This is a genomic window from Nocardia sp. NPDC127579 (assembly GCF_042672005.1).
Taxonomy (GTDB): Bacteria; Actinomycetota; Actinomycetes; order Mycobacteriales; family Mycobacteriaceae; genus Nocardia.
In genome coordinates this window covers 252,183-271,722 of record NZ_JBHXVZ010000010.1, presented here as the reverse complement: position 1 = coordinate 271,722, position 19,540 = coordinate 252,183, and the positions used below count along the sequence as shown (strand labels likewise).

Annotated in this window: 14 protein-coding genes; 2 read left to right on the top strand and 12 right to left on the bottom strand. The window is 67.8% G+C overall.

What is annotated here, in order from left to right; translation table 11 throughout:
• Window positions 1–152: 152 nt before the first annotated feature.
• Together ACFVMC_RS29285 and ACFVMC_RS29280 are read right to left on the bottom strand one after the other, a co-directional pair.
• Entirely contained in the window at window positions 153–890 is a 738-nt protein-coding gene (locus tag ACFVMC_RS29285) for a MerR family transcriptional regulator (RefSeq protein ID WP_379215572.1), read from the bottom strand.
• 69 nt (window positions 891–959) lie between these two features.
• Window positions 960–1,202, bottom strand: a complete 243-nt coding sequence (locus ACFVMC_RS29280; protein WP_379215704.1) for a WhiB family transcriptional regulator — start codon at window positions 1,200–1,202, stop codon at window positions 960–962.
• 148 nt (window positions 1,203–1,350) lie between these two features.
• On the opposite strand from ACFVMC_RS29280, the gene ACFVMC_RS29275 reads away from it, so the two are divergent.
• A complete protein-coding gene (locus tag ACFVMC_RS29275) occupies window positions 1,351–1,707 on the top strand; it encodes a DUF1707 domain-containing protein (protein ID WP_379215570.1) in 357 nt (118 codons plus the stop codon).
• 4 nt (window positions 1,708–1,711) lie between these two features.
• On the opposite strand, the gene ACFVMC_RS29270 is transcribed toward ACFVMC_RS29275, so the two are convergent.
• Both ACFVMC_RS29270 and ACFVMC_RS29265 read right to left on the bottom strand, forming a co-directional pair.
• A complete protein-coding gene (locus ACFVMC_RS29270; RefSeq protein ID WP_379215569.1) occupies window positions 1,712–4,117 on the bottom strand; it encodes a tetratricopeptide repeat protein in 2,406 nt (801 codons plus the stop codon).
• Between the two features lie 192 nt (window positions 4,118–4,309).
• Complete coding sequence (locus ACFVMC_RS29265) at window positions 4,310–5,821, bottom strand: amino acid permease (RefSeq protein ID WP_379215567.1); 1,512 nt, start codon at window positions 5,819–5,821, stop codon at window positions 4,310–4,312.
• 89 nt (window positions 5,822–5,910) lie between these two features.
• Here ACFVMC_RS29265 and ACFVMC_RS29260 point away from each other — a divergent pair, with 89 nt between their 5' ends.
• Window positions 5,911–6,939: an SPFH domain-containing protein gene (locus tag ACFVMC_RS29260; RefSeq protein WP_379215565.1), complete on the top strand. Its 1,029-nt coding sequence runs from the start codon at window positions 5,911–5,913 to the stop codon at window positions 6,937–6,939.
• On the opposite strand, the gene ACFVMC_RS29255 is transcribed toward ACFVMC_RS29260, so the two are convergent.
• The 8 genes from ACFVMC_RS29255 to ACFVMC_RS29220 all read right to left on the bottom strand — a co-directional run bounded on the left by ACFVMC_RS29255 (window position 6,931) and on the right by ACFVMC_RS29220 (window position 19,528).
• Window positions 6,931–11,847, bottom strand: a complete 4,917-nt coding sequence (locus ACFVMC_RS29255; protein ID WP_379215563.1) for an NAD-glutamate dehydrogenase — start codon at window positions 11,845–11,847, stop codon at window positions 6,931–6,933. The two genes, ACFVMC_RS29260 and ACFVMC_RS29255, sit on opposite strands and share 9 nt — an antisense overlap.
• A gap of 26 nt (window positions 11,848–11,873) precedes the next feature.
• On the bottom strand, window positions 11,874–12,557 hold the full coding sequence (locus ACFVMC_RS29250) for a hypothetical protein (RefSeq protein WP_379215562.1): 684 nt from the start codon (window positions 12,555–12,557) through the stop codon (window positions 11,874–11,876).
• Between the two features lie 10 nt (window positions 12,558–12,567).
• The gene (locus ACFVMC_RS29245; RefSeq protein ID WP_379215560.1) at window positions 12,568–13,596 is read right to left on the bottom strand and encodes a discoidin domain-containing protein; all 1,029 of its coding nucleotides are present in this window, start codon (window positions 13,594–13,596) and stop codon (window positions 12,568–12,570) included.
• A gap of 74 nt (window positions 13,597–13,670) precedes the next feature.
• A complete protein-coding gene (locus tag ACFVMC_RS29240) occupies window positions 13,671–14,024 on the bottom strand; it encodes a helix-turn-helix domain-containing protein (RefSeq protein ID WP_379215558.1) in 354 nt (117 codons plus the stop codon).
• A gap of 14 nt (window positions 14,025–14,038) precedes the next feature.
• A complete protein-coding gene (gene eccE, locus ACFVMC_RS29235; RefSeq protein WP_379215557.1) occupies window positions 14,039–15,661 on the bottom strand; it encodes a type VII secretion protein EccE in 1,623 nt (540 codons plus the stop codon).
• Complete coding sequence (gene mycP / locus ACFVMC_RS29230; RefSeq protein ID WP_379215555.1) at window positions 15,658–17,016, bottom strand: type VII secretion-associated serine protease mycosin; 1,359 nt, start codon at window positions 17,014–17,016, stop codon at window positions 15,658–15,660. The genes eccE and mycP overlap by 4 nt, the downstream gene beginning before the upstream one ends.
• The gene (gene eccD / locus ACFVMC_RS29225) at window positions 17,016–18,515 is read right to left on the bottom strand and encodes a type VII secretion integral membrane protein EccD (RefSeq protein ID WP_379215553.1); all 1,500 of its coding nucleotides are present in this window, start codon (window positions 18,513–18,515) and stop codon (window positions 17,016–17,018) included. Before eccD ends, mycP begins: the two co-directional genes overlap by 1 nt.
• On the bottom strand, window positions 18,512–19,528 hold the full coding sequence (locus ACFVMC_RS29220; protein ID WP_379215551.1) for a MinD/ParA family protein: 1,017 nt from the start codon (window positions 19,526–19,528) through the stop codon (window positions 18,512–18,514). Before ACFVMC_RS29220 ends, eccD begins: the two co-directional genes overlap by 4 nt.
• Window positions 19,529–19,540: the final 12 nt, after the last annotated feature.

Here is a 19,540-nt window from a genome sequence, read left to right as displayed (position 1 = left end):
TTGCACGCTGCCGAAAATTCTGCCATGCAGGGCTGCTTTACGGCGTCCGATCACCGGCGATTTGATGTTCCTTTGATATCGCCGGAAGAAACTCTCATCGAACTGTAAAGAATGTTTCCGCCAATGGCGATCCGAAAATTTGTCGCCTAAAATCAGGCCTGCGACAGCACTTCGGTGAATTCGGCATCCTGATCGAATTGGCGTGCGACGAAACGGTCGACGAGTTCGGCGATCACCTGCCCCGGCGCCGTTCTGGCCGCCGCCATCCGCTCAGCGAATTCGGCTACATCCCGGTCCGCGCGTTCGGACTGCTGGAACGACTGCCAGGCGGTCCTGCGGAACAGCTCGACATAGCGACGGGCGATGCGCTCGCTGTCGGCCTGTAGCCGCTCGAGCTCGCCGAGCAACTCGTCACCGGAGGAACCCAGGGCCGCGAGGCGCTCGGCGGTGTGCACCAATCGGGGATCCGCGACGCGATAGGTGGCGGCGTCGACCGGCTGGTAGAGACCGGCGGCCACCACACGTGCCAGGCCGTTGGGCACGTCCCGATAGCGCTGTGCGAGTTCGGTGGCGGGGATCGTCTCCTCGGCGATCGGCTCGGCGGGCCGGGTGGCGTCGGGCTCCGCGACACCCAGGACGTCACCGAGGTCCTCGCCCCGATCCCACGCTCCGAGCAGTTCCTTGATCCCGTTCAGCTTGATGCCGCGCTCCAGCAGCCGGCTGATCGTGCGCACCCGATTGAGGTGATCCGGCCCGTAATAGCCTGTCCGCCCTTTGACCTGCGGCGGCGGCAGCACGCCACGCTCGTGGTAGACCCGGACGCTGCGCACGGTCGTGCCAGCCTCGCGCGCCAGCTCATCGATCGTGTATGTCGCACCGGACGTTCCCATGCATCTAAGGAAACCACATGCCGGACAGCTGGATCCGGCGCAGGACCGCTGTCTCGCTGCCGGGCCGCTTCAGCAGGCCCGGGATCCGCGAAAGGTCCGCCCCAGCTGCTGTCGGCGGTCGGCCTCGGACAGCCCGCCCCAGACGCCGTGCGCCTCGCCCATCGTCAGCGCGAATTCACGGCATTGGGCCAGCACCGGGCACTCACGGCAGATCGCCTTGGCGCGCCGAATCCGATTGGCGCGAGACAGACCGCGTTCCCCATCCGGTGAGAAGAACACCGCCGAATCCACACCGCGACAAGCACCGCGCATTTGCCATTCCCATGCTTCACCGAACGGGTCCTGGGTACGTCGCACCGTAGCGTTCACCGCAGAGCTCCTCATCAATGCCTTTCGTCGCGACCAGACTAAGAGCTTCCCAGCACTGGGAATAGTGCGACGGGGTCATATCCTGGTCGATATGGCCGAGGAGATGAATTCGCGAATCGACGACGCGGATCGGGAACGCGCGCTGCGCGAACTCTCCGAACATCTCGGTACCGGCCGATTGTCACTGGCCGAATTCGACGAACGCAGCGCCGTCGCTTTCACCGCCACGTCCATGCCGCAACTGGCCGCGTTGTTCACCGATCTGCCGGGCCGCGTACCGATCGCGGCCGAAAGCCAGCCGCGAATCGGCGGACTCGAGCGATCGCTGTGTGCCGCTCTGCTATTGGTCGGCGCGGTAGTCGTCGCTCTGCTCACCGACAGTGCGCTATGGCTGATTCCGCTGGCCGGGATCGGGCCGGTACTGCTGCTCGGTCGCCGCGGCCGCTGACCGATCACCACCAGGTCTTGGGCCGGACCTGATTGGCCAGATCCACCAGTCGATAGCGGTGCAGCCGATCCGGCACGGTCCTGGCCAGCTCGCGCAGACTCGATTCGAGGCCGCGGCCCAATCCGGTCTCGGTGATCGGGAAACCCAGGATCCGGCTGCTCGGACCATCAGGACGGCCGCCACCGCGCAACCATTCCAGCGCCGCGCCCACGACGACCACCCGCAGCGGCAGCACCCTGGGCTCGTCGGGCAATTCCTGTAGCCGTGCGGCGGCGGTACACAGATCCGCCTGGGTCAGATCAGCGATCGGCTGGGAAACCAACAGCAGACAGCCGGTCGTCCGGGCGATACCGTGATGGCGGGACGCGGCGGGCACCTGGTCGAGAATCGCGACCGCCGCGAGCAATTCGCCGTCGGCCACCAGTCGGCGGGCCAAGCCGGTGGCCGCGCTCACCACACCGTGATTGGTCCGCCACACCGACCGGTAGTGATCGACCGCGGCCCGATGCCAGCGGTCACGGTCGTGCGCCTGATGGTCACGGCGCAACAGGAGTTCGGCGGTAGCCGCCAAAGCCAGCTCTGGTGCGATCTCGCCCGGCAGCATGGAGTGCACGATATCGAAACGCTCGTAGGCCAACTGGTAGCGGCCATCGAGCAACCCGGCGATCCCGCCGTACCACTCGAGTCGCCAGTCGGCTCCGTATCGGAGTCTGAGCTCGGCCAGCAGCGCGCACGCGGCCTGCGGATCGCCCAGATCCAGGTGCGCCCGCACGGCGGTCAACGCTCCCTCCAGCTCGAACGATTCCGGCTCGATGATCGTGCCCTCGGCGATCCGCTCGTGCGCCCGGCGCACGGCGTCGAGCGCATGTCGCGGATCCGCGTGCAGCAGCGTCCCGAGCAGATCCGCGCTCGGGTCGTCATTGTCGATCAAAGGAATCGGCAGTGCCTGGACGACCTCACGGGCGTCGAGGACCGGCTCGGTCGGCTCGCCGTACACCATGCCGTCGGTGCGCCCGATCAGCAGATCGACACCGAAATCCCTGCGCATGGCGCCGAATTCGACCGAAGCCTGTGGATGTTCGCGCCCGGTTTCGACCGCCAGGACGGCGCGCAGCACCCCGGCCAGCTGGCAGTACATCGAGTACGCGGAATGGAAGCGGCGCAGAGGATCCGGGTCGGTGGCCCGCAGCAGCAACCGCAGGAGATTCGGGTGCTGGCGCAATAGCGGCGACTCCTCGGCCGCGGGGATCCCCGGCAGGAAGTCGCCACCGGGCCCCTTGGGCAGATCCAGCACCAGCGCCGCCAGTGTCCGGCCGACGGTGTAGATGTCGGAGGCGACCGTCGGACCGGTTTCGGTGATCTCCGGCGCCTGGTATCCCGGCGTGCCGTAGATGCTGCCGTAGGACTCCATGGCCGCGACCGCGCCGAGATCGATGAGCTTGACCTCATCCTCGCTGACCATGATGTTGTCGGGTTTCAGGTCGTTGTAGGCGAGGCCGAACGAATGCAGATAGTCCAGTGCGGGAAGCACTTCCATCAGGTAGGCGATGGCCTCGGCGACAGGTAACCGGGCCGGTGCGCGCAGATCGAGCATGGCCTTGAGCGAGCGCCCGCCGACGTACTCCATGACGATGTAGCCATCCGCCACATCGCGAGCGGACTTGTGTTTGACGAAGTTGTAGATCTTGACGATACCGGGATACGCCACCTCGGAGAGGAATTGGCGCTCGGCGAGCGCGACGACATGGGCTTCGAAGTCCAGCGGATTCTGCAACCCCTTCAGCACCACCCAGCGGTCGCTGACATTGCGGTCGATGGCGAGGTAGATCCAGCCCAGCCCGCCGTGGGCCAGGCAGCCCTGAACTTCGTACTGCCCGGACACCAGTTCGCCCACCCGCAGCGCGGGCCGGAAATTGAACGGCGATCGGCAGCGCGCGCAGTCACCGGTCACGGCGCCCGGCGTCGCGGCGGACGAGCGGCCGACCGGGGCCGAACACTTCCAGCAGAATCGTTTGCGCTCCGGCACTTCCGGGGCGGCCAGCACCGCGGTCTGCGGATCCACCGGCACGACTTTCGGCATCGCGACCAGTCCCGCGCCGAGCCGGCGCACACTCGGTCGCGACCGGAGGTTGGGGCCCGACTCGGTGGGGATTTCCAGTCCGGGACCGAGATCGGGATCTGCCCCGGGGGCCTCGCCGGGATCCCGGGTCGATTCACTGGCTGCGGTTTCCACTACCCGTGGCACCGCTCGTGGAATCGTCCGGGGCGGCGGAAGACGTTGCGCCGCTTCGGTCCCCCAGGTCGGCCGCTGCGGCCTGGTGTCGGGAATCCGATGCGGCGGATCGGCCGTGGACCGGTGCCGACCGGCCCAGGGATGCGAGAGCTGTCGTGGCACCTCGGTGCCACGCATCCGCTTGTTCCCCCACGGGTGTGACAACGGCCGGTCGGGTCCGCTGGTTTGATCCGGCATCGAAACCTCTCGAGCCCGCTGACGTGTCGAGGCCTCATTCTGGTCCGCCCTCCTCGCGTGCCGCCCGATCGGTGTTCCCAGTAGCGGGAGCAGTCCGCCCCGGAGTGACAGGCTCCGGGGCGGATCTCGGCGCTATTCCACGCCGGCTTCTTCCGGCTCGTCGGTCTGGCGCTTCGGCCGTTCCGCTACGACCGGGAACTGTCCGGTGAATCCCTCCCGCGCCGTCGCGATGGCCAGCACTCGCTTGCGGGCCAGGAACCACCCGCCGACCATCATCGGGCCGAGCACGACCAGCGTCGCGATCACCGCTACCCGCTCCTCGCCGATCGCCATCAGCACCACGACCACCGCGAGGAAGATCAGTGTCGCCACGCTGGTGTAGGGCGTTCCGATCAACCGGAAGGCCGGACGTTGCACCCGGCCCTGCTTGGACCAGCGCCAGAGCTGGAGCTGGCAGAGCACGATCGCCGTCCACGAGGTGATGGTGCCGAGCGCCGACATGTTCAGCACGATCTCGAAGGCCTGCTCCGGCACCACCGCGTTGAGCCCGACGCCGACCAGGGCGACCATGCCGGTGGCGAGGATGCCGACGTAGGGCACGCCGGTGCTCGACATTCGCGAGGCGATCCCGGGGGCGCTACCGCTCATCGACATCGAGCGCAGGATGCGCCCGGTGGAGTACAGCCCCGCGTTCAAGCTGGAGAAAGCGGCGGTGAGCACCACCAGATTCATCACCGAACCGGCGCCGTCGACACCGAGTTTCGAGAAGAAGGTGACGAAGGGGCTCTCGCCGGCCTTGAAGACCGTGTACGGCAGCAGCAGCGCGAGCAGCACCAGCGAGCCGACGTAGAACAGCGCGATCCGGGCGATCACCGAGTTGATCGCGCGCGGCATGACCTTCTCCGGGTTCTCCGTCTCCCCCGCCGCGGTACCGACCAATTCCACTGCGGCGTAGGCGAAGACGACGCCGACGGTGACCAGCACCAGTGGCAGCAGCCCGTTCGGGAGCAGCCCGCCGGAATCGGTGATCACGCTGGGACCGGTGGCGTGCCCGTCGATCTCGAAGCGACCGGCCAGGAAGATCGTGCCGACGACCAGGAAGGTGACCAGCGCGACGACCTTGATGATCGAGGCCCAGAATTCGAGCTCGCCGAACCACTTCACCGAGATCATGTTGATGCTGATGACCACTGCCAGGGCAACCAGGGCGATCAGCCACTGTGGCGCCACCTCGAACGCTCCCCAGTAATGGACATAGGTCGCGATGGCGGTGATGTCTACGATCCCTGTCATACACCAGTGGAAGAAGTACATCCACCCGACGGCGAATGCGAGCTTCTCACCGTAGAACTCGCGAGCGTAGGAGACGAACGAGCCGGAGGACGGGCGATGCAGCACCAACTCGCCGAGCGCTCGCAGCACGAAGAAGACGAACACACCGCACACCGCGTAGACGATGAACAATCCCGGTCCGGCGTGCTCGAGCCGGCCACCGGCGCCGAGGAACAGTCCGGTGCCGATCGCACCGCCGATCGCGATCATCTGCAACTGACGCGGGCGCAGCGACTTGTGGTACCCCGCGTCTTCGGCGTGCAGCGCGTCATCGGGCGCTGCCACCTCTGCGGGAGGTCGAACTGTCGTCATTGGGGGACCTTTCACGTGACAGCGATCATATCGCTCAATAATGTACCGTCAATTAACGGCACGTTCAATAGGACGACAGGGGAGTTCTGATGGCTTGGTTCGATCGGGAGTTCATCGCGGTCCCCGAGGACCGCAAGAACCAGATGGTCTACAAGTGGCCGGACGTCAATATCCGCCGCTACTCACGGGCAATCGTGAACGCCGACGAGGTCGCCCTTTTCGTCAAGTCCGGTCAGGTCGTCGCGGCCATGGGTCCCGGGACGCATCGGATCGACGCCGACGAACTCCCCGTACTCGGCGCCCTGGTCGATTCGCTGACCGGCGCCAACTCCTATCGCGCCGAGTTGTATTTCATCGGCACCCGTGAGCACACCGGAATCAAGTTCGGCGGGCGACTGACCGACATCGTCGACCCGGTCAGCGAGCAGGTCGTCACGCTGCGGGCCTACGGCGAATTCGCGCTGTCGATCCGGGACCCGGCCACCCTGATCACCTCACTCGTCGGCTCCGCCGATCTGTCGAATCCGGCCGGGCCGCAGTCCTGGTGCGCCGAATTGCTGCTGAAGTCGATGAAAGTGGCCGTGTCCCAGGGGATCACACGCGGCGAGTGGCCCGTGATCGGCCTGTCGGGACAGCTACAGCCGATCGAGGAGGCGGTGGTGCGCCACACCAATCTCACGCTCTACGAGTACGGCCTACGGATCCCGCGGATGGGGAACTTCGACATCACCCTGGCCCCGGAGGACGCCGAACGGCTCAAGCGGCTCGCCAAGGACGTCACCTATATCCGCATGGCCGGCGATTTCCAGCGGTACGCCGCAGGCGAATTCGCGCTCGGTGCGAGCCAGGGCTTCGCCCACGGAACCGGCGGTCACGACGGATTCCTCAGCGCCGCTCTGGGTTTGAACGCGATGCAGCGACCTCCGTACCCGGATCAGCGCCCGGTCGAGGCCGAATCGATCTGCGCGGCCTGCCGCACCGGCAACCCGGAGCGGGCCCGGTTCTGCCTGCACTGCGGCGAGCGTCTGGCAGCTCCGCGCCCGCGGAGCTGCGGCGGCTGCGGCGCGGAGCTGGCCGCAGCCGCCCGGTTCTGCGGCGACTGCGGCGCGTCAGCGTGAAACCGCTACTCCCGGACCGGATTCCGCCCCGCTGACCAGACTGCGCACCTGTCTGGCGGCCACCGACAACGTAGCCAGGTCGTGCGCGCCGACGGCGAAGATCGCCGCCAGTGCCGCGCCCGCCCGGTCCAGCCTGGATCGGTTCATCGATTGCCAGTACCCGATCTTGTCCGCGACGCTGTCGTGTGCCTCGGTCACCGTCAGGACATCGAGGGTGAGCGCACGCAGCGAATCGTAGAGATCGTCGCGGATCGCGAGCCTGGCCAGGGTGCGCCACCGATCATCGCGGTCGAGATCGGCGACGGCGTCGAGTAGACGCTCGATCTCGAGATGTTCGTCGAGCTCGTAGTACAGCACGGCGACCTCCCGTGCGTCACGCTCGGCGATATCCGCGATATCGACCACGTCGAGCAGCGGGAAGGCGTGAATCAGGCCGAAAACCGTGAGCGCGAGCTCTTTCGGCGCACCGCGTTCGATCGTGTCCCGGGCTCGCGCACCGAGCTCGCCGAGCAGACGCTCGGGCAGCCACTGTGGCAGCACCGCCGCGAGAGCGCGCACCCCCGCGCGATACCGGACGATATCGGCCTCGATCGCGATGGGCTGCGGCCGATTCGCCAGCAGCCAGCGGGCCGCACGATCCAGGGTCCGTTTGGCTTCCAGCTCGAGTTCGTCGCGCACCGCGCTCGAGATCGCGGCGGTCCGGATCCGCTGCCACAGTGTCCGCAGATCGAAGATCTCGACCGCGGCGGTGAAGGCGCGCACCGCGTCCGCGGCGGTCGCGCCGACCTCCTCGGCGAGCCGGAACGCGAAGGTGATGCCGCCGAAGTCGACCATCTCGTTCACCGCCACGGTGGCCACGATCTCGCGCCGCAGCGAATGCCGACGAATGGCCGCCTCGAACGGCTCTCGCAGCGCGGTCGGGAAATAGTTCACCAGGGTGGACCCGAAAGCGGCGCTGTCCGGCAGCTCACCGGACAGCAGTTCATCCTTGAGCACCAGCTTCACGTGCGCCATCAGATTCGCCAGTTCCGGTGAGGTCAAGCCGTGCGCGGCGCGGGCGGCAAGGTCGGCATCGGAGGGCAGTGCCTGGAGGGCTCGGTCCAGACCGTGCCGCGATTCGAGTTCGGTGATCAGGCGGCGATGCACCCCCGACAGCGCGGCCGCCCGGGAACGAGCCAGGCCGATTCCGAAGTTCTGCGAAATATTGTTCCGCAGCACGAGTTCGGCAACCTCATCGGTCATCGAGGCGAGCAGCTCGTCACGATCGCCGGCCGCCAACCGGCCACCCGAGACGACCGCATCGAGCAGGATCTTGATATTGACCTCATGGTCGGAGCAGTCCACACCGGCCGAGTTGTCCAGCGCGTCGGTGTTCATCCGGCCACCGCCGCGACAGTATTCGATCCGCCCGAGCGCGGTCACGCCGAGATTGCCGCCCTCGCCGATCACCTTCACCCGGAGCCGGCCCGCGTCGACCCGTACCGCGTCGTTCGATTTGTCACCTACCTCGGCGTGGGTCTCGGTGCTCGCCTTGATGTAGGTGCCGATACCACCGTTCCACAGCAGGTCCACCGGTGCCGACAGGATGGCCTTGATCAGCTCCGGCGGCGACAACTCGACCACGCCGGGCCCGAGACCGAGCGCGGCACGCACCTGCGCGCTGATCGGCACGGCCTTGGCGGAACGGTCGTACACGCCGCCGCCCGCGCTGATCGCCGCCGCGTCGTAGTCCGCCCAGCTCGATCGTGGAAGTTCGAACAGGCGTCTGCGCTCCCGGAACGAGTCCGCCGCGTCGGGTGCGGGGTCGAGGAAGATGTGCCGGTGGTCGAACGCGGCGACCAGGCGGATGTGCTCGGACAGCAACATCCCGTTGCCGAACACGTCGCCGCTCATATCGCCGACGCCCACCACGGTGAAATCCTGCGATTGGGTATCCAGGTCCAGCTCCGCGAAATGCCGTCGGACACTCTCCCAGGCCCCCTTGGCGGTGATCCCCATCGCCTTGTGGTCGTAGCCGACCGAGCCGCCGGAGGCGAACGCGTCGTCGAGCCAGAAATCGTACTGGCGGGCAACATCGTTGGCGATATCGGAGAAGGTCGCGGTGCCCTTGTCGGCGGCGACCACCAGGTAGGTATCGGCACCGTCGCGCCGGACCACCCGATCCGGTGGCAGGACCGAACCACTGGCCCGATCGATATTGTCGGTCAGATCGAGCAGCCCCGAGATGAACGTGCGGTAGCACGCCACACCCTCGGCCAGCAGTGCCTGCCGATTCTCGACCGGATCCGGCGTCGGTGCCGGTGGCCGCTTCACCACGAAACCGCCCTTCGCGCCCACCGGCACGATCACCGCGTTCTTGACCGCCTGCGCCTTGACCAATCCGAGTACCTCGGTGCGGAAGTCCTCCAGTCGATCAGACCAGCGCAAGCCACCACGCGCCACCGACCCGAATCGCAGATGCACGCCCTCGACCCGAGGCGAATAGACGAAGATCTCGAACCGTGGTCGCGGACGCGGCAGTTCGGCGATCATGCTCGGATCGAATTTGAACGACAGGTAATCCAGCACACTGCCGTCGGGCTTCCGGCGGAAGTAGTTCGTGCGCAACGTCGCGGTGATCAAGCCGAGCAGGGCACGCAGGATCCGATCCGTGTCGAGACTGATCACCGCGTCGATCTCACCGCGCAATCGCGCCGCGATCGCCTCGGAGGCCGACTCGTCCGCAGCGTCGGGATCGAAGCAGGCCTCGAACAGCTCGGCAAACAGGCGTGCCATGGTGGGGTGGGCAACCAGCACACGGGTGATATTGCCGAAGGTGTAGGCGAAGCCCGCCTGCTGTAGATACTTCGCGTAGGCGCGCAGCATCGCGATCTGCCGCCATTCGAGTCCGGCGCACAGGATCAGTTCGTTGAGACCGTCGACCTCGCTGTGCCCGTGCCACATGGCCGCGACAGCGTCCGCCGCCAGGACGGCGGCGGATCGCGACTCCGGCTCCTCGGCAGCGGTGTCGAGGAGCAGTGTCGAGGGCACCCGCAGTCCGAAATCGTAAATCCACCTGTGGGATTCGTCGGGCAACTCGATCCGGCAGGGCTGCTCGTCCACCACCTCGACACCCAGGCTGTGCAGCACCGGCAGCACTCGGCTCAGCGAAACACCCGCTCCGGCGACGTACAACGTGAAACGCCACTCCCCCGCGGGCGCCCCGGCACGACGATAGAGATTCGTATCGATGCCGTCGGCACCGAGCCGTTCGAGTCGTCGCAGATCACTCACCGCCCGGCGCGGTGTGAACTCCTGCTGGTATGCCGCGGGAAAGGCATTCGCGTAATCCTGTGCGAGCGCCGGTGGTACGTCGGCGGCTCCGGCTGCTGCTTGCAGCACCCGGTCGGCCCAGGTCCGGGTGGCGGCGAACAACAGTTCCTGAATGTGCTCGCGATTCACCTCGGAGACGTCGGCGGGCTCGGCGCCGGGCCGGCGGTGCACGGTGAAATAGACGACCGCCAGTTCGGATTCGCTCGCCCGCGCGGAGTAGCTCACGTGTTCGCCGCCGAGTTCGTCACGCAGTATCTCCTCCATGTGTACCCGCACCGCGGTCGAGTAGCGATCACGTGGCAGGTAGACCAGGCAGAAGACCGACCCGTGGCGGCTGTCGCGGCGCAGGAAGAGCCGGACCTGCCGGCGCAGCCCGAGATTCATGACCGAGGAGACGGTTTCGAACAGACGCCGTGGCTCGGTCGAGAAGAGTTCGCCCCGGGGGAACGACTGCAATATCTCGAGCATCGCCTGACCCGAGAACGAATTCAGTTCGAAGCCCGCCCATTCGATGACCTGATGCACGTGCCGGCAGATCACCGGGATATCGAGGATGTCCTCGTGCAGCCCGGTGACCGTGAAGGTCCCGACGAAGACCTGTTCGCCCTGGACCGGCCCGGTGCGACCAACTCCCGCTTCCGCCGGATGTGGCAAGTCTGCACCGTAATCGAGGACGCTGACGACCACCAGGTCGCGCGCACCGGGCAGTGACGAGTCGACCGAACCGGTGGACAGCCGCAGGACCGGGCGTTTGATGCCGAGTACCGGCCCGCCGAAGTCGGCGCCGGCCCCATCGCCGAGGACGCCGAGCCCGGTGCCGGGAAGCTGGTGTCGCTCCATGGCGCCGCCGGCTTCCGGCGCGGATCGCTCGATTCGGTAGTAACCGGAACCCAGAACCGTGAAGTGGCCGTCGGCCAGCCAGCGCAGCAGCCGTGCCCAGTGCGGGATTTCGTTGTCGTCGGTGTATTTCGCCGCCGCGTCCAACCGCTCGGCCAGGGCGACCATTGCCGTCACCATGCCGGGGGTATCCCGGACGACGCGGCGCAGATCGCCGATCAGCGGCGGCAGCTCCTGACCGATCCGTTCGAGCAGCTCCGCACCGGTGTCGGGCCCGAGCTGCACATGGATCCACGATTCCGCGACGGCCTGCGCTCCGTCGAAGTCACCATCACCGTCTTTGGGCGCGAGCGCGCGCAGCCGTCCGCGATCGTCGCGTACCACCTCGAAGACCGGATGGACGACCTCGAGCACCGTGGCGCCCAGGCGATGCAGGGCGGAGGTGATCGAATCGACGAGCAGGGGCATATCGTCGTTGACGATCTGGATCGCCGCGCCCAGTTCGTCGTTCTCAGGCCGGTAGGTCCGGATGATCTGGGTCCCGGGCAGCCGGATCGCGGCGAGTTCGAGGTGATGCCGGAAGATTCGCTCGGCGCGGTCGGTGGTGGTCGGCGTCGTCGCTCCCGGCTGGATCCAGCGGAAGTAGGCCGCCTCCAGATCGGTGGGATCATCGCGGAACCGCTTGAATGAAATCGTCTGCTGCGTGGTTACCACGTCGAACCCGTGCCTTCCTGAAACCTGGCAATGATGTGCCGTCATTTAACGGTACATTATTCAGTGACTAATTACTGCTGTCCGAGCAACCCGGACCGGGCGAGAAACGCTTGCGCGCCGGCCCGGCCGGAGAACGCCGTGGTCTCCAGGCGGACCCCGCTCGCCGAATTCGCATACCAGACCGCGGAATCCGGTCCGATCGCGACGAAGACCGGACCGTCGACCAATACGACACCGGCCGCTGTCCGCCAATGAGCGACTGTCGCGGTCAGCTCCCCGGATTCCGGCTGTCGCACCGTGAAGGTCAGCTCCCGACCGCCACTGATCCCGCCGAGCAGCATCGGATGATCCGCCCGGATAGCGCAGTTCTCCACCAGGGGAGCGTCATTCGCCTGCCGGCAGGACGCAGCCGATTCCAGCGCACCCGGCAGTGCCCGTATCGAACCTGGCCGCGGAACCGACGGCAGCGACATCGAGCACGAGCGCGCGACCCAGAAGCCCAGCGCCGCCAGCACCACGATCGCGGCGGCCGCCGTCCGCCACTGCCACGGTGGATAGCGGTGTGCGAGCGCCTTTCCCACCGCCGCCACGTCTTTCTCCGCGGTGTCCACCACCGCCTGCTCGACCTGCACGGCCGTTTCGATCACCGACGACCGTCGCGGTTCTTCCGCTTCCAGCGGCGCGCCGCAGTGCGCGCAGCGCGGGTCCGCCCCGTGATTGCGGTGTGCGCAGTAGCGGCAGATCAGTGGCTGCATGGTCGGCCGTTCAATGCCCGGTGATCACGATGGAGGAGATCGCGACGATATTGATCCCGGGGCCGCCCTTGGATTCCTGCACGGTCAGCACAACTTTCGACGCGGTCACCGGAGTCTCGAACGTGGTCACCACCAGGGTGCGCTGGTCCAGTGTCTGCTGGGTGTAGGTGGTCGCGTTCGGATCGTCGAACCGATAGGACACCCGGCTCACCGTGCGATACCGCGCCCACTGGTCGGTGCCGTCGGCGCCGACGGAATCCCAGCCGGGCACGATGCCGATCGAATCGATCTGATAGGTCTGGCCCAGATCGATGGTCAGGATCTGGCCGTCGACCTTGAACGCCCGCGCACACGACCACGCTTTGCCCGGCTGCCCCGAGAAGGCGTCCATGCCGGGCGTACCGCCCGGTGGGCAATTCGCCGTCGCCGACTCGGCTTTGATGAGCGTGGTGGCGGAGGTAGCTGCCGATGTCGGGGGCGGGGTCGTCGACGGTGCAGCGGTCGCCGTCGCGATCTCGAGCGTGCGCCGCTCGTCCTCCGCACCGCCGCTGGTCATCAGTGCCAGCACCAGCAGGATCGCGACGCCGACACAGATCAGGCCCAGTACCTTGGGTTTTCGTGCTCGGTCCGCCAGTCGGCGCACTGTCTCCGCCAGGGGCGCGAGCCGCTGCGCCGCCGACGGATTCCGCTGCCCAGCAGCACCCGATCCTGGATCTGCGGGCTCGGCCGGGGCTTGCGAGGGCGCGGAGGCGGTGGCGAACTCCGCCGTGAAGTCGAGCCCGGAGCCGGGATCGTGTGCCTCGCCGTTGAGCAGCGCGATGATCCGCTCACTGGCCTTCGGGCCCTTCGACGCCCGGCGGCCACCTTCCTCCCGCACGCCCGGTAGCTCGGCCGGCATCCCGCCCTCCGGCTCGGCCGGCGCTACCGGAGTGCCGGCACCGGAACCCCGGACAGGCTCGAACGAGGGATCCGACAGCAGGGCCTCGACGACGGCACCGCGATGTCGGAGAAAGACATCCCCAGGGTCCTCGTCGGGCATGATCCGGATCGTAGCCAGCCGCGACGCTGTGCCGCATGGGCTCCATTCCCAGCGTCGGGGAGAACCCGAACCGGTCAGCGCTGAGCGTCGACAGTGACGAAATACTCTGGGGGCACGTCGAATACACGCGCCAGCGCGATGATCAGATCGAGGCGCGGTATCGCGTCGCCATGGATCAACCGGTACAGCCCGGACTGGGACACCGGAACATCCGGATACGCGAGTTCCAGATGCTGCGCCAGCGAATACAACGTCAGTGACCGAGTCGATCCGTCGTCGGTCGCGACGACCGATTCCGAGATGAGCTCCGAGAGCCGACTCGAGAAGATCGCCGCGGCAGCCTGTCTGGGCGTCGGCGCTTCCCCGCCGTCTCGCTGCGCGACCTCACCCTCGGACGATTGGGCGTCCGGTACCACTGTGGCAGACACTACCGCCTCCTCCATCAACTCTGCGGCCGCTCGAAATATCGAGCTTCCCCTCGTGGTTCGATCAAGTCCACTCGGACCGTGCGCATCGGTATACCTACGTCGACGGTCATCGCACCGACCTGGTCGATGACCAGATCAGGGGACCGATGCCGTGGACCACCCGGCTCACTGATGCTGACCGTCGTCGGTGCCGCCGACGCCTGCGGCGGCAGCTGGTCGAACACCGCTATCGTCGCTGTCCGCGAATCCGCTCCACCTTCGGTCGCCATACGCAGCGATTCGGGGTCGCCGACCTCCTCGACCAGACGCCGCCAATGCTGCGGTCGCGCCGAATGGACTTCGATATCCGCGCCGACCACCATGGCGCGCAACACGATCTGCTGGGCGACGGGAAGCGCGGCGTGCACGTCGATCACCCGGCGCCGAGGGTTGTAGCGGGCCGGATCGAAGAGCGGTAGAGCCAGCGCGTGCCGCGCCTGCCCGCTGATCGCACCGAGGATCTGACCATTGGGTCCGATGGCGATGGCCAGCTCATCGAGCGCGTCGGCGGGCGCGATATCGGCACCCGACCGCTCGCCCGGCAGCGCGCGGACCGAGCCGGCCATCGGCAGTGAAGCCATGAGCGCGGCGGATTGCCGACCACCCAGCGGGCACAGGTAGTCCGGCGTCGACGTCACTTCGGGACCGACGAAGCGCACCAGGGCGCGCGGGCTGCCGGTGGCACCGGTCAGGCTCACCACCAATGTGGTCCGGCCCCGGTTCCACGCCCAGCAGTCGTCGAGACCGGTCTCGCCGAGCCGGGACCAGTCGATCGAGAAGCTCGTCACGCAGCGTCCCGGGGCCGAGGATTCCAGCCGGCCCCAGGTCTCGCGCAGATCCGTGAGTTCGACACCGGCGTGCAGAATTCGGCTCGCCTCACGCAACGCGGCCGCGGGCAGCGCGTGCGCGGCGATACCGCGCTCACGCAGTCTGCCCGCGATCCGATGCGCCGCGCCCGCCAGCGCTTTGGGCCCGGCGACGGCGGCCGGCCCGCGCCGAGCCAGCGCCGCGAGGTTGTGCTCCAGGTCCAATCGGACGACCAGCCAGGTCAGCCGGTTGCCGACCAGCGGATGCGAACCGACCAGCTGGTCGTAGAGCATGCTGTAACCGCCGCTGGGGCGCACCCGCTGACCGGTGGTCACGATATCGATCTCGACGGCGAGACCGAACTGGTCCAGCATCGACAGCAACGCCCGGACCGGCACCGTGTCCTCGGTATAGAGCGACTTCTCGCTGATCACGGTCGGCAGATCCAGATTGGGGGCCAGCTGGATCATCGCGACCAACGTCGTGCCCGCGTCCCGGATCCCGCAGACACCGGCCGCGATCTCGACATCGATGATGTCGGCGGGCATCGCCCGCGCTCGGGCGCGCGCCGCCCGGCCGGCGCGGAACTCCCACCCGTCGAGTAACCATCGGGCCGCGGTACGACCGGCGATCCGCACCGTCACCGTCGACACCAGCACCACGGCGACAAGCACGGTGGCCCACAGCGGAATACGCGTGGACAGCCCGATCGAGAGTGGGAAGCCGACGATCACCACCGCGGCGATCGGCCCGCGTTCGATGTCGCCGGGGCGAACGCTGGAAGGATTCACCGCGGACCTCGAACCCACCGGCCCGCCCGGCTGGCGCCGAGACCGGCGAGGATCGCGATACCGGCGATGACGCCGGCCACGACGGCGGGCCGCCGGTCCTTCGCCCGTGGCGGTTCGGGAATGGCCAGTGCCGCAGAGCGATACAGCCCGGCCGGTCGGCTCGGTGGAGTGCGATAGCCGAGCGCCAGTGCCGGATCGATGACTCCGGCACCCACCACATTGTCGATGCCACGGGCCGGCGCGTGCGCGCTGGACTGCAATCGGGCGGCGATCTCCGCCGGTGTCTCGTTCGGGAAGCGGGACCGCAGCAGCGCGGCGACGCCGCTCACGTAGGCGGCGGCGAACGACGCGCCACCGACCGGCACCAGTTTGTCGGGTGCGCCGACCCCGTTGATCAGACCACCGCCGCCGGGGCCGAGTGATTCGATGCCGGTTCCCGGCGCCGCGACCGAGACCCACGGCCCGAGCAGCGAATCGGGCATCGGGGCACCGACGGCGGTCGTGAAGCCGACGGTCAGCACCTCGGGCACGAACCAGCCCGGGGTCGAAATCGTCTGTACGCCAGCCCAATTCCGGGAGTCGGCGGGACGGGTGGGATCGATCTCCGGATTCTGGGTGCAACTGTTGCCGCCGGAATCACCCGCGCCGGCGACGATCAGCGCACCACGGACGTGCACGGCGTACCCGATGGCCTCGGACAGCATCGACTGGTCCACATGCAGATCCGCGGGCACACAGATCGGCAGTGGGACGGCGATCACCCCGGCGCCCTGGTTCGCCGCGTGCGTTATCGCCCGGGCCAGAGTTCTGATCTGTACCGACAGTTGCTGTGCTGCATCGAAATTCGTGGGCTGATCGACGCTGAAGGCGCCTGAGCGGTAGCGGATGGCGATAATCCGCGCGTCCGGTGCGACGCCCAGGAAACCGTCCGCCGGATCACCGGCGCCGCCGATGATCCCGGCGACGAGCGTGCCGTGCGCGTCGCAGTCGGAGAGTCCGTCGCCTCCGGCGAGCACGTAATCACCACCCCCGACGAGGTTCGGCAGCCGGGGATGCGGGCTCACGCCGGTGTCCACGACGGCAACGGTGACACCTGCCCCCCGGCTCAACGAGCGGGCCCGGGTCAGGTCCAGGGCGATATCCGGCGGCGGCGCCTGCGCGAGATCGGTGCCGGCCAGCACACCGGCGGCCAGGCAGCCCTTGTCCTGTTTCGTCGGAAACTCCGGTCCGGGAGCGGCATCCGGCGGCGCGGCGCCGACCGCGACACTCGGTGGCTCGATGGCCGCGGCCGGGCCCGCGGCACCGGCCAATACCAACCCGGCGAAAAGCGCCGCGGCGACGCCGCCCCTCGCCATCAGAGCCCTCGTAACGCGGTGTAGACACCCATGACCCAGAAGGCGATGAGCGGAACCAGCAGGACCAGCCCGAACTCCAGCAGATCGATGACCCGGCGAGTGACCGGCGAGAGCCGCCGTCCCGGAAGACGCACGGCCGCACAGCATCCGGCGATGGCCAGCGCGACGATCGAGACGACGACGGTGAAGCGCGCGAACTGGGTGCCGTAGGCACCGACCAGCACGTACCCGACTCCGCTCACGGTGATCGCGGCCGCGGCAACCAAGGCGATCGCCTGGACTCGATCCGGATACCAGCGCGCCCGCAGGGCCATGATCCCGGCAACCGCCGCGGCCAGCACGATTTCCCGAATTCCGCCCGGGCTGACCGCAGCGGCGGTCACCGTCGCGGCCGCCAGCACCAGCGAGATCGCGGCGATCAGGCCACGCAGCGCGGTCACCGCCAGACGCGCGCGACCTTCGATATCGGGCACAGCAGGTTCCCGATCGGCGGGCTCGGCTGTCTCTCCGCGATCCTCGTCGCGCGCAGTCTCGGCGTCGAAGATATCGGCAAGTGTCGAGGGTGCGACCTCATTGCCCGGGTCGGGCAGATCCGGCGGGCGAATCCGCGCCACCACCACCGCCAGTCGCGGCGCCATGGTGAGCAGTACCAGCCCGACGAAAACGGCACCGCCCGCCACCTGCCGAACCGCCAGGTCCGAGTAGGTCAGCGGAATCGCCACCGCGGCGGCGAGCACACCGAGCACGCTGACTGTCATCAGTGTGGCGATACCGAGCCCGGTCAGGCGCATCAGGGTCGCGGCGGCGACCGCGGCGACCACGGCTCCGGCCGCCACGTTGGCGGCGGCGAACGGACCGGGCTCACCGTGAGCAGCCGGGACCAGCATCGCGCCGCCGGCGAACAGCAGCGGCAGCGCGGCCAGCGCCAACCCGAGACAGATCCGCGGTGCGGCATTGCGGTGGCGCGCCGCGACAGCCACACCGGCGCCGATCAGGCCGAGTAGCAACGCGGGGACGCCACACCACAGCAGGGAGCCGGTGTCGGTCCAGATCCACGACCACATCGCCGCGACGATCAGCGCACCGGCACCGAGCACGACCAGGCCGGCCACCGCCGCGGTGTCGGCGTCGAACTCGGCGAATTCGCGCTCGTTGATCAGCGCCAGCGCGTCGGTGATGTCCTCGACGACCGGGGTGAAAACCTCCGACGACTCGACCGCCGCCAGCATCAGCACGGCGCCGTCGACGACGCCGTGATCGGCGAGGCTGCGCCAGCGCGGCAGCGGGGCTTCCCCCGGACGGGCCAGACTCCACTGCCCGGCGGGCGGGGTGAAATCGACGCTCTCGTCGGATATCGCCTCGGCGAGCACCGTCAGCAGATCGTCGATGAAGGTCTCGATGGTGAACTTCGTCGGCACCACCACATCGACCTGATAGGTGGACACCATGACCGCGATCCGGGCGCGCGCCACCTCCGCGGTCGCGGCCGGGGCGCTCATCGCCATCCTCCGCGCGCACTCGTGCCGCCCGCGAGGTAGTCGGGAAAGCCGTCGGACAGCCACGCCGCCAGCTCCTCGAACGCCAGAAGTGCGTCCTTGCCGACCAATCGGAGATCGATCTCCGCGCCCTCGGCCAGGTGTGCGTCGTAGGGCACTACACAGGTCGGCCGCTGCACGGTCGCGAACAACTCCTCGATCCGCTCCACCTCCACGATCGGTTTCGCGGGCTGGTGGTGCACGATCGCCACGATCGCCTTGGCGACCAGATGCTGCAGACCGTGCGAGTTCAGCCAATTCAAGGTTGCCACAGCACCTTTCACGCCGCCGACGGTCGCCGGGGTGACGACGACCACGGCATCGCTGCTGTGCAGCGCACGGTTGGTCACCGAGTCGAGCACGCCCGTACCGCAATCGACGAGCAGCAGATTGTAATGGCGGCGCAGGATGTCGACCCCCGCCGCGAACTCGGCGCCGTGCAGCGGTTCGACCGCCTCGGTGGACCACGGCGAAGCAATGACGGCCAGGTCCGCGTCGGTGATCGAGGTGAACGACTGCACGGCGGAGAAGGCGTCCAGATCACGGGTCTGCGCGAGATCCCGGAGGGTGAGCCCGTAGGGATGGCGACTGGTGCGGGTGGCGAGGTCACCGAAGTCGGGATTCGCGTCGATGGCGGCGACCCGGTCCGGCCGCAGGCTCGAGAAGGTAGAGCCGAGGGTGGCGGCCGTGGTGGTCCGTCCGACACCGCCTTTCACACTCATCACCGCGATCTGATAGGTCGCGGTGAGCTGGCGGCGGATCCGCACCCGGCGTTCTTCGGTGCGGATTTCCTCCGGGGACAATCCCAGGCGGAAGCCCATCTTGTTCAGTGTCCCGCGTACACCGCTGGTCGACTGCAACCGGGCTCGCTTGGCCGCGGTGACTTGCGCGAAGAGGTCCAGCGAAGGTGACGCGGCGGGAAGGACTTCCACACGTGGCGCGACCTCGGCGGTGCCCTGCCGTGTTCGATCAGGCACCCAGTGGCCGGT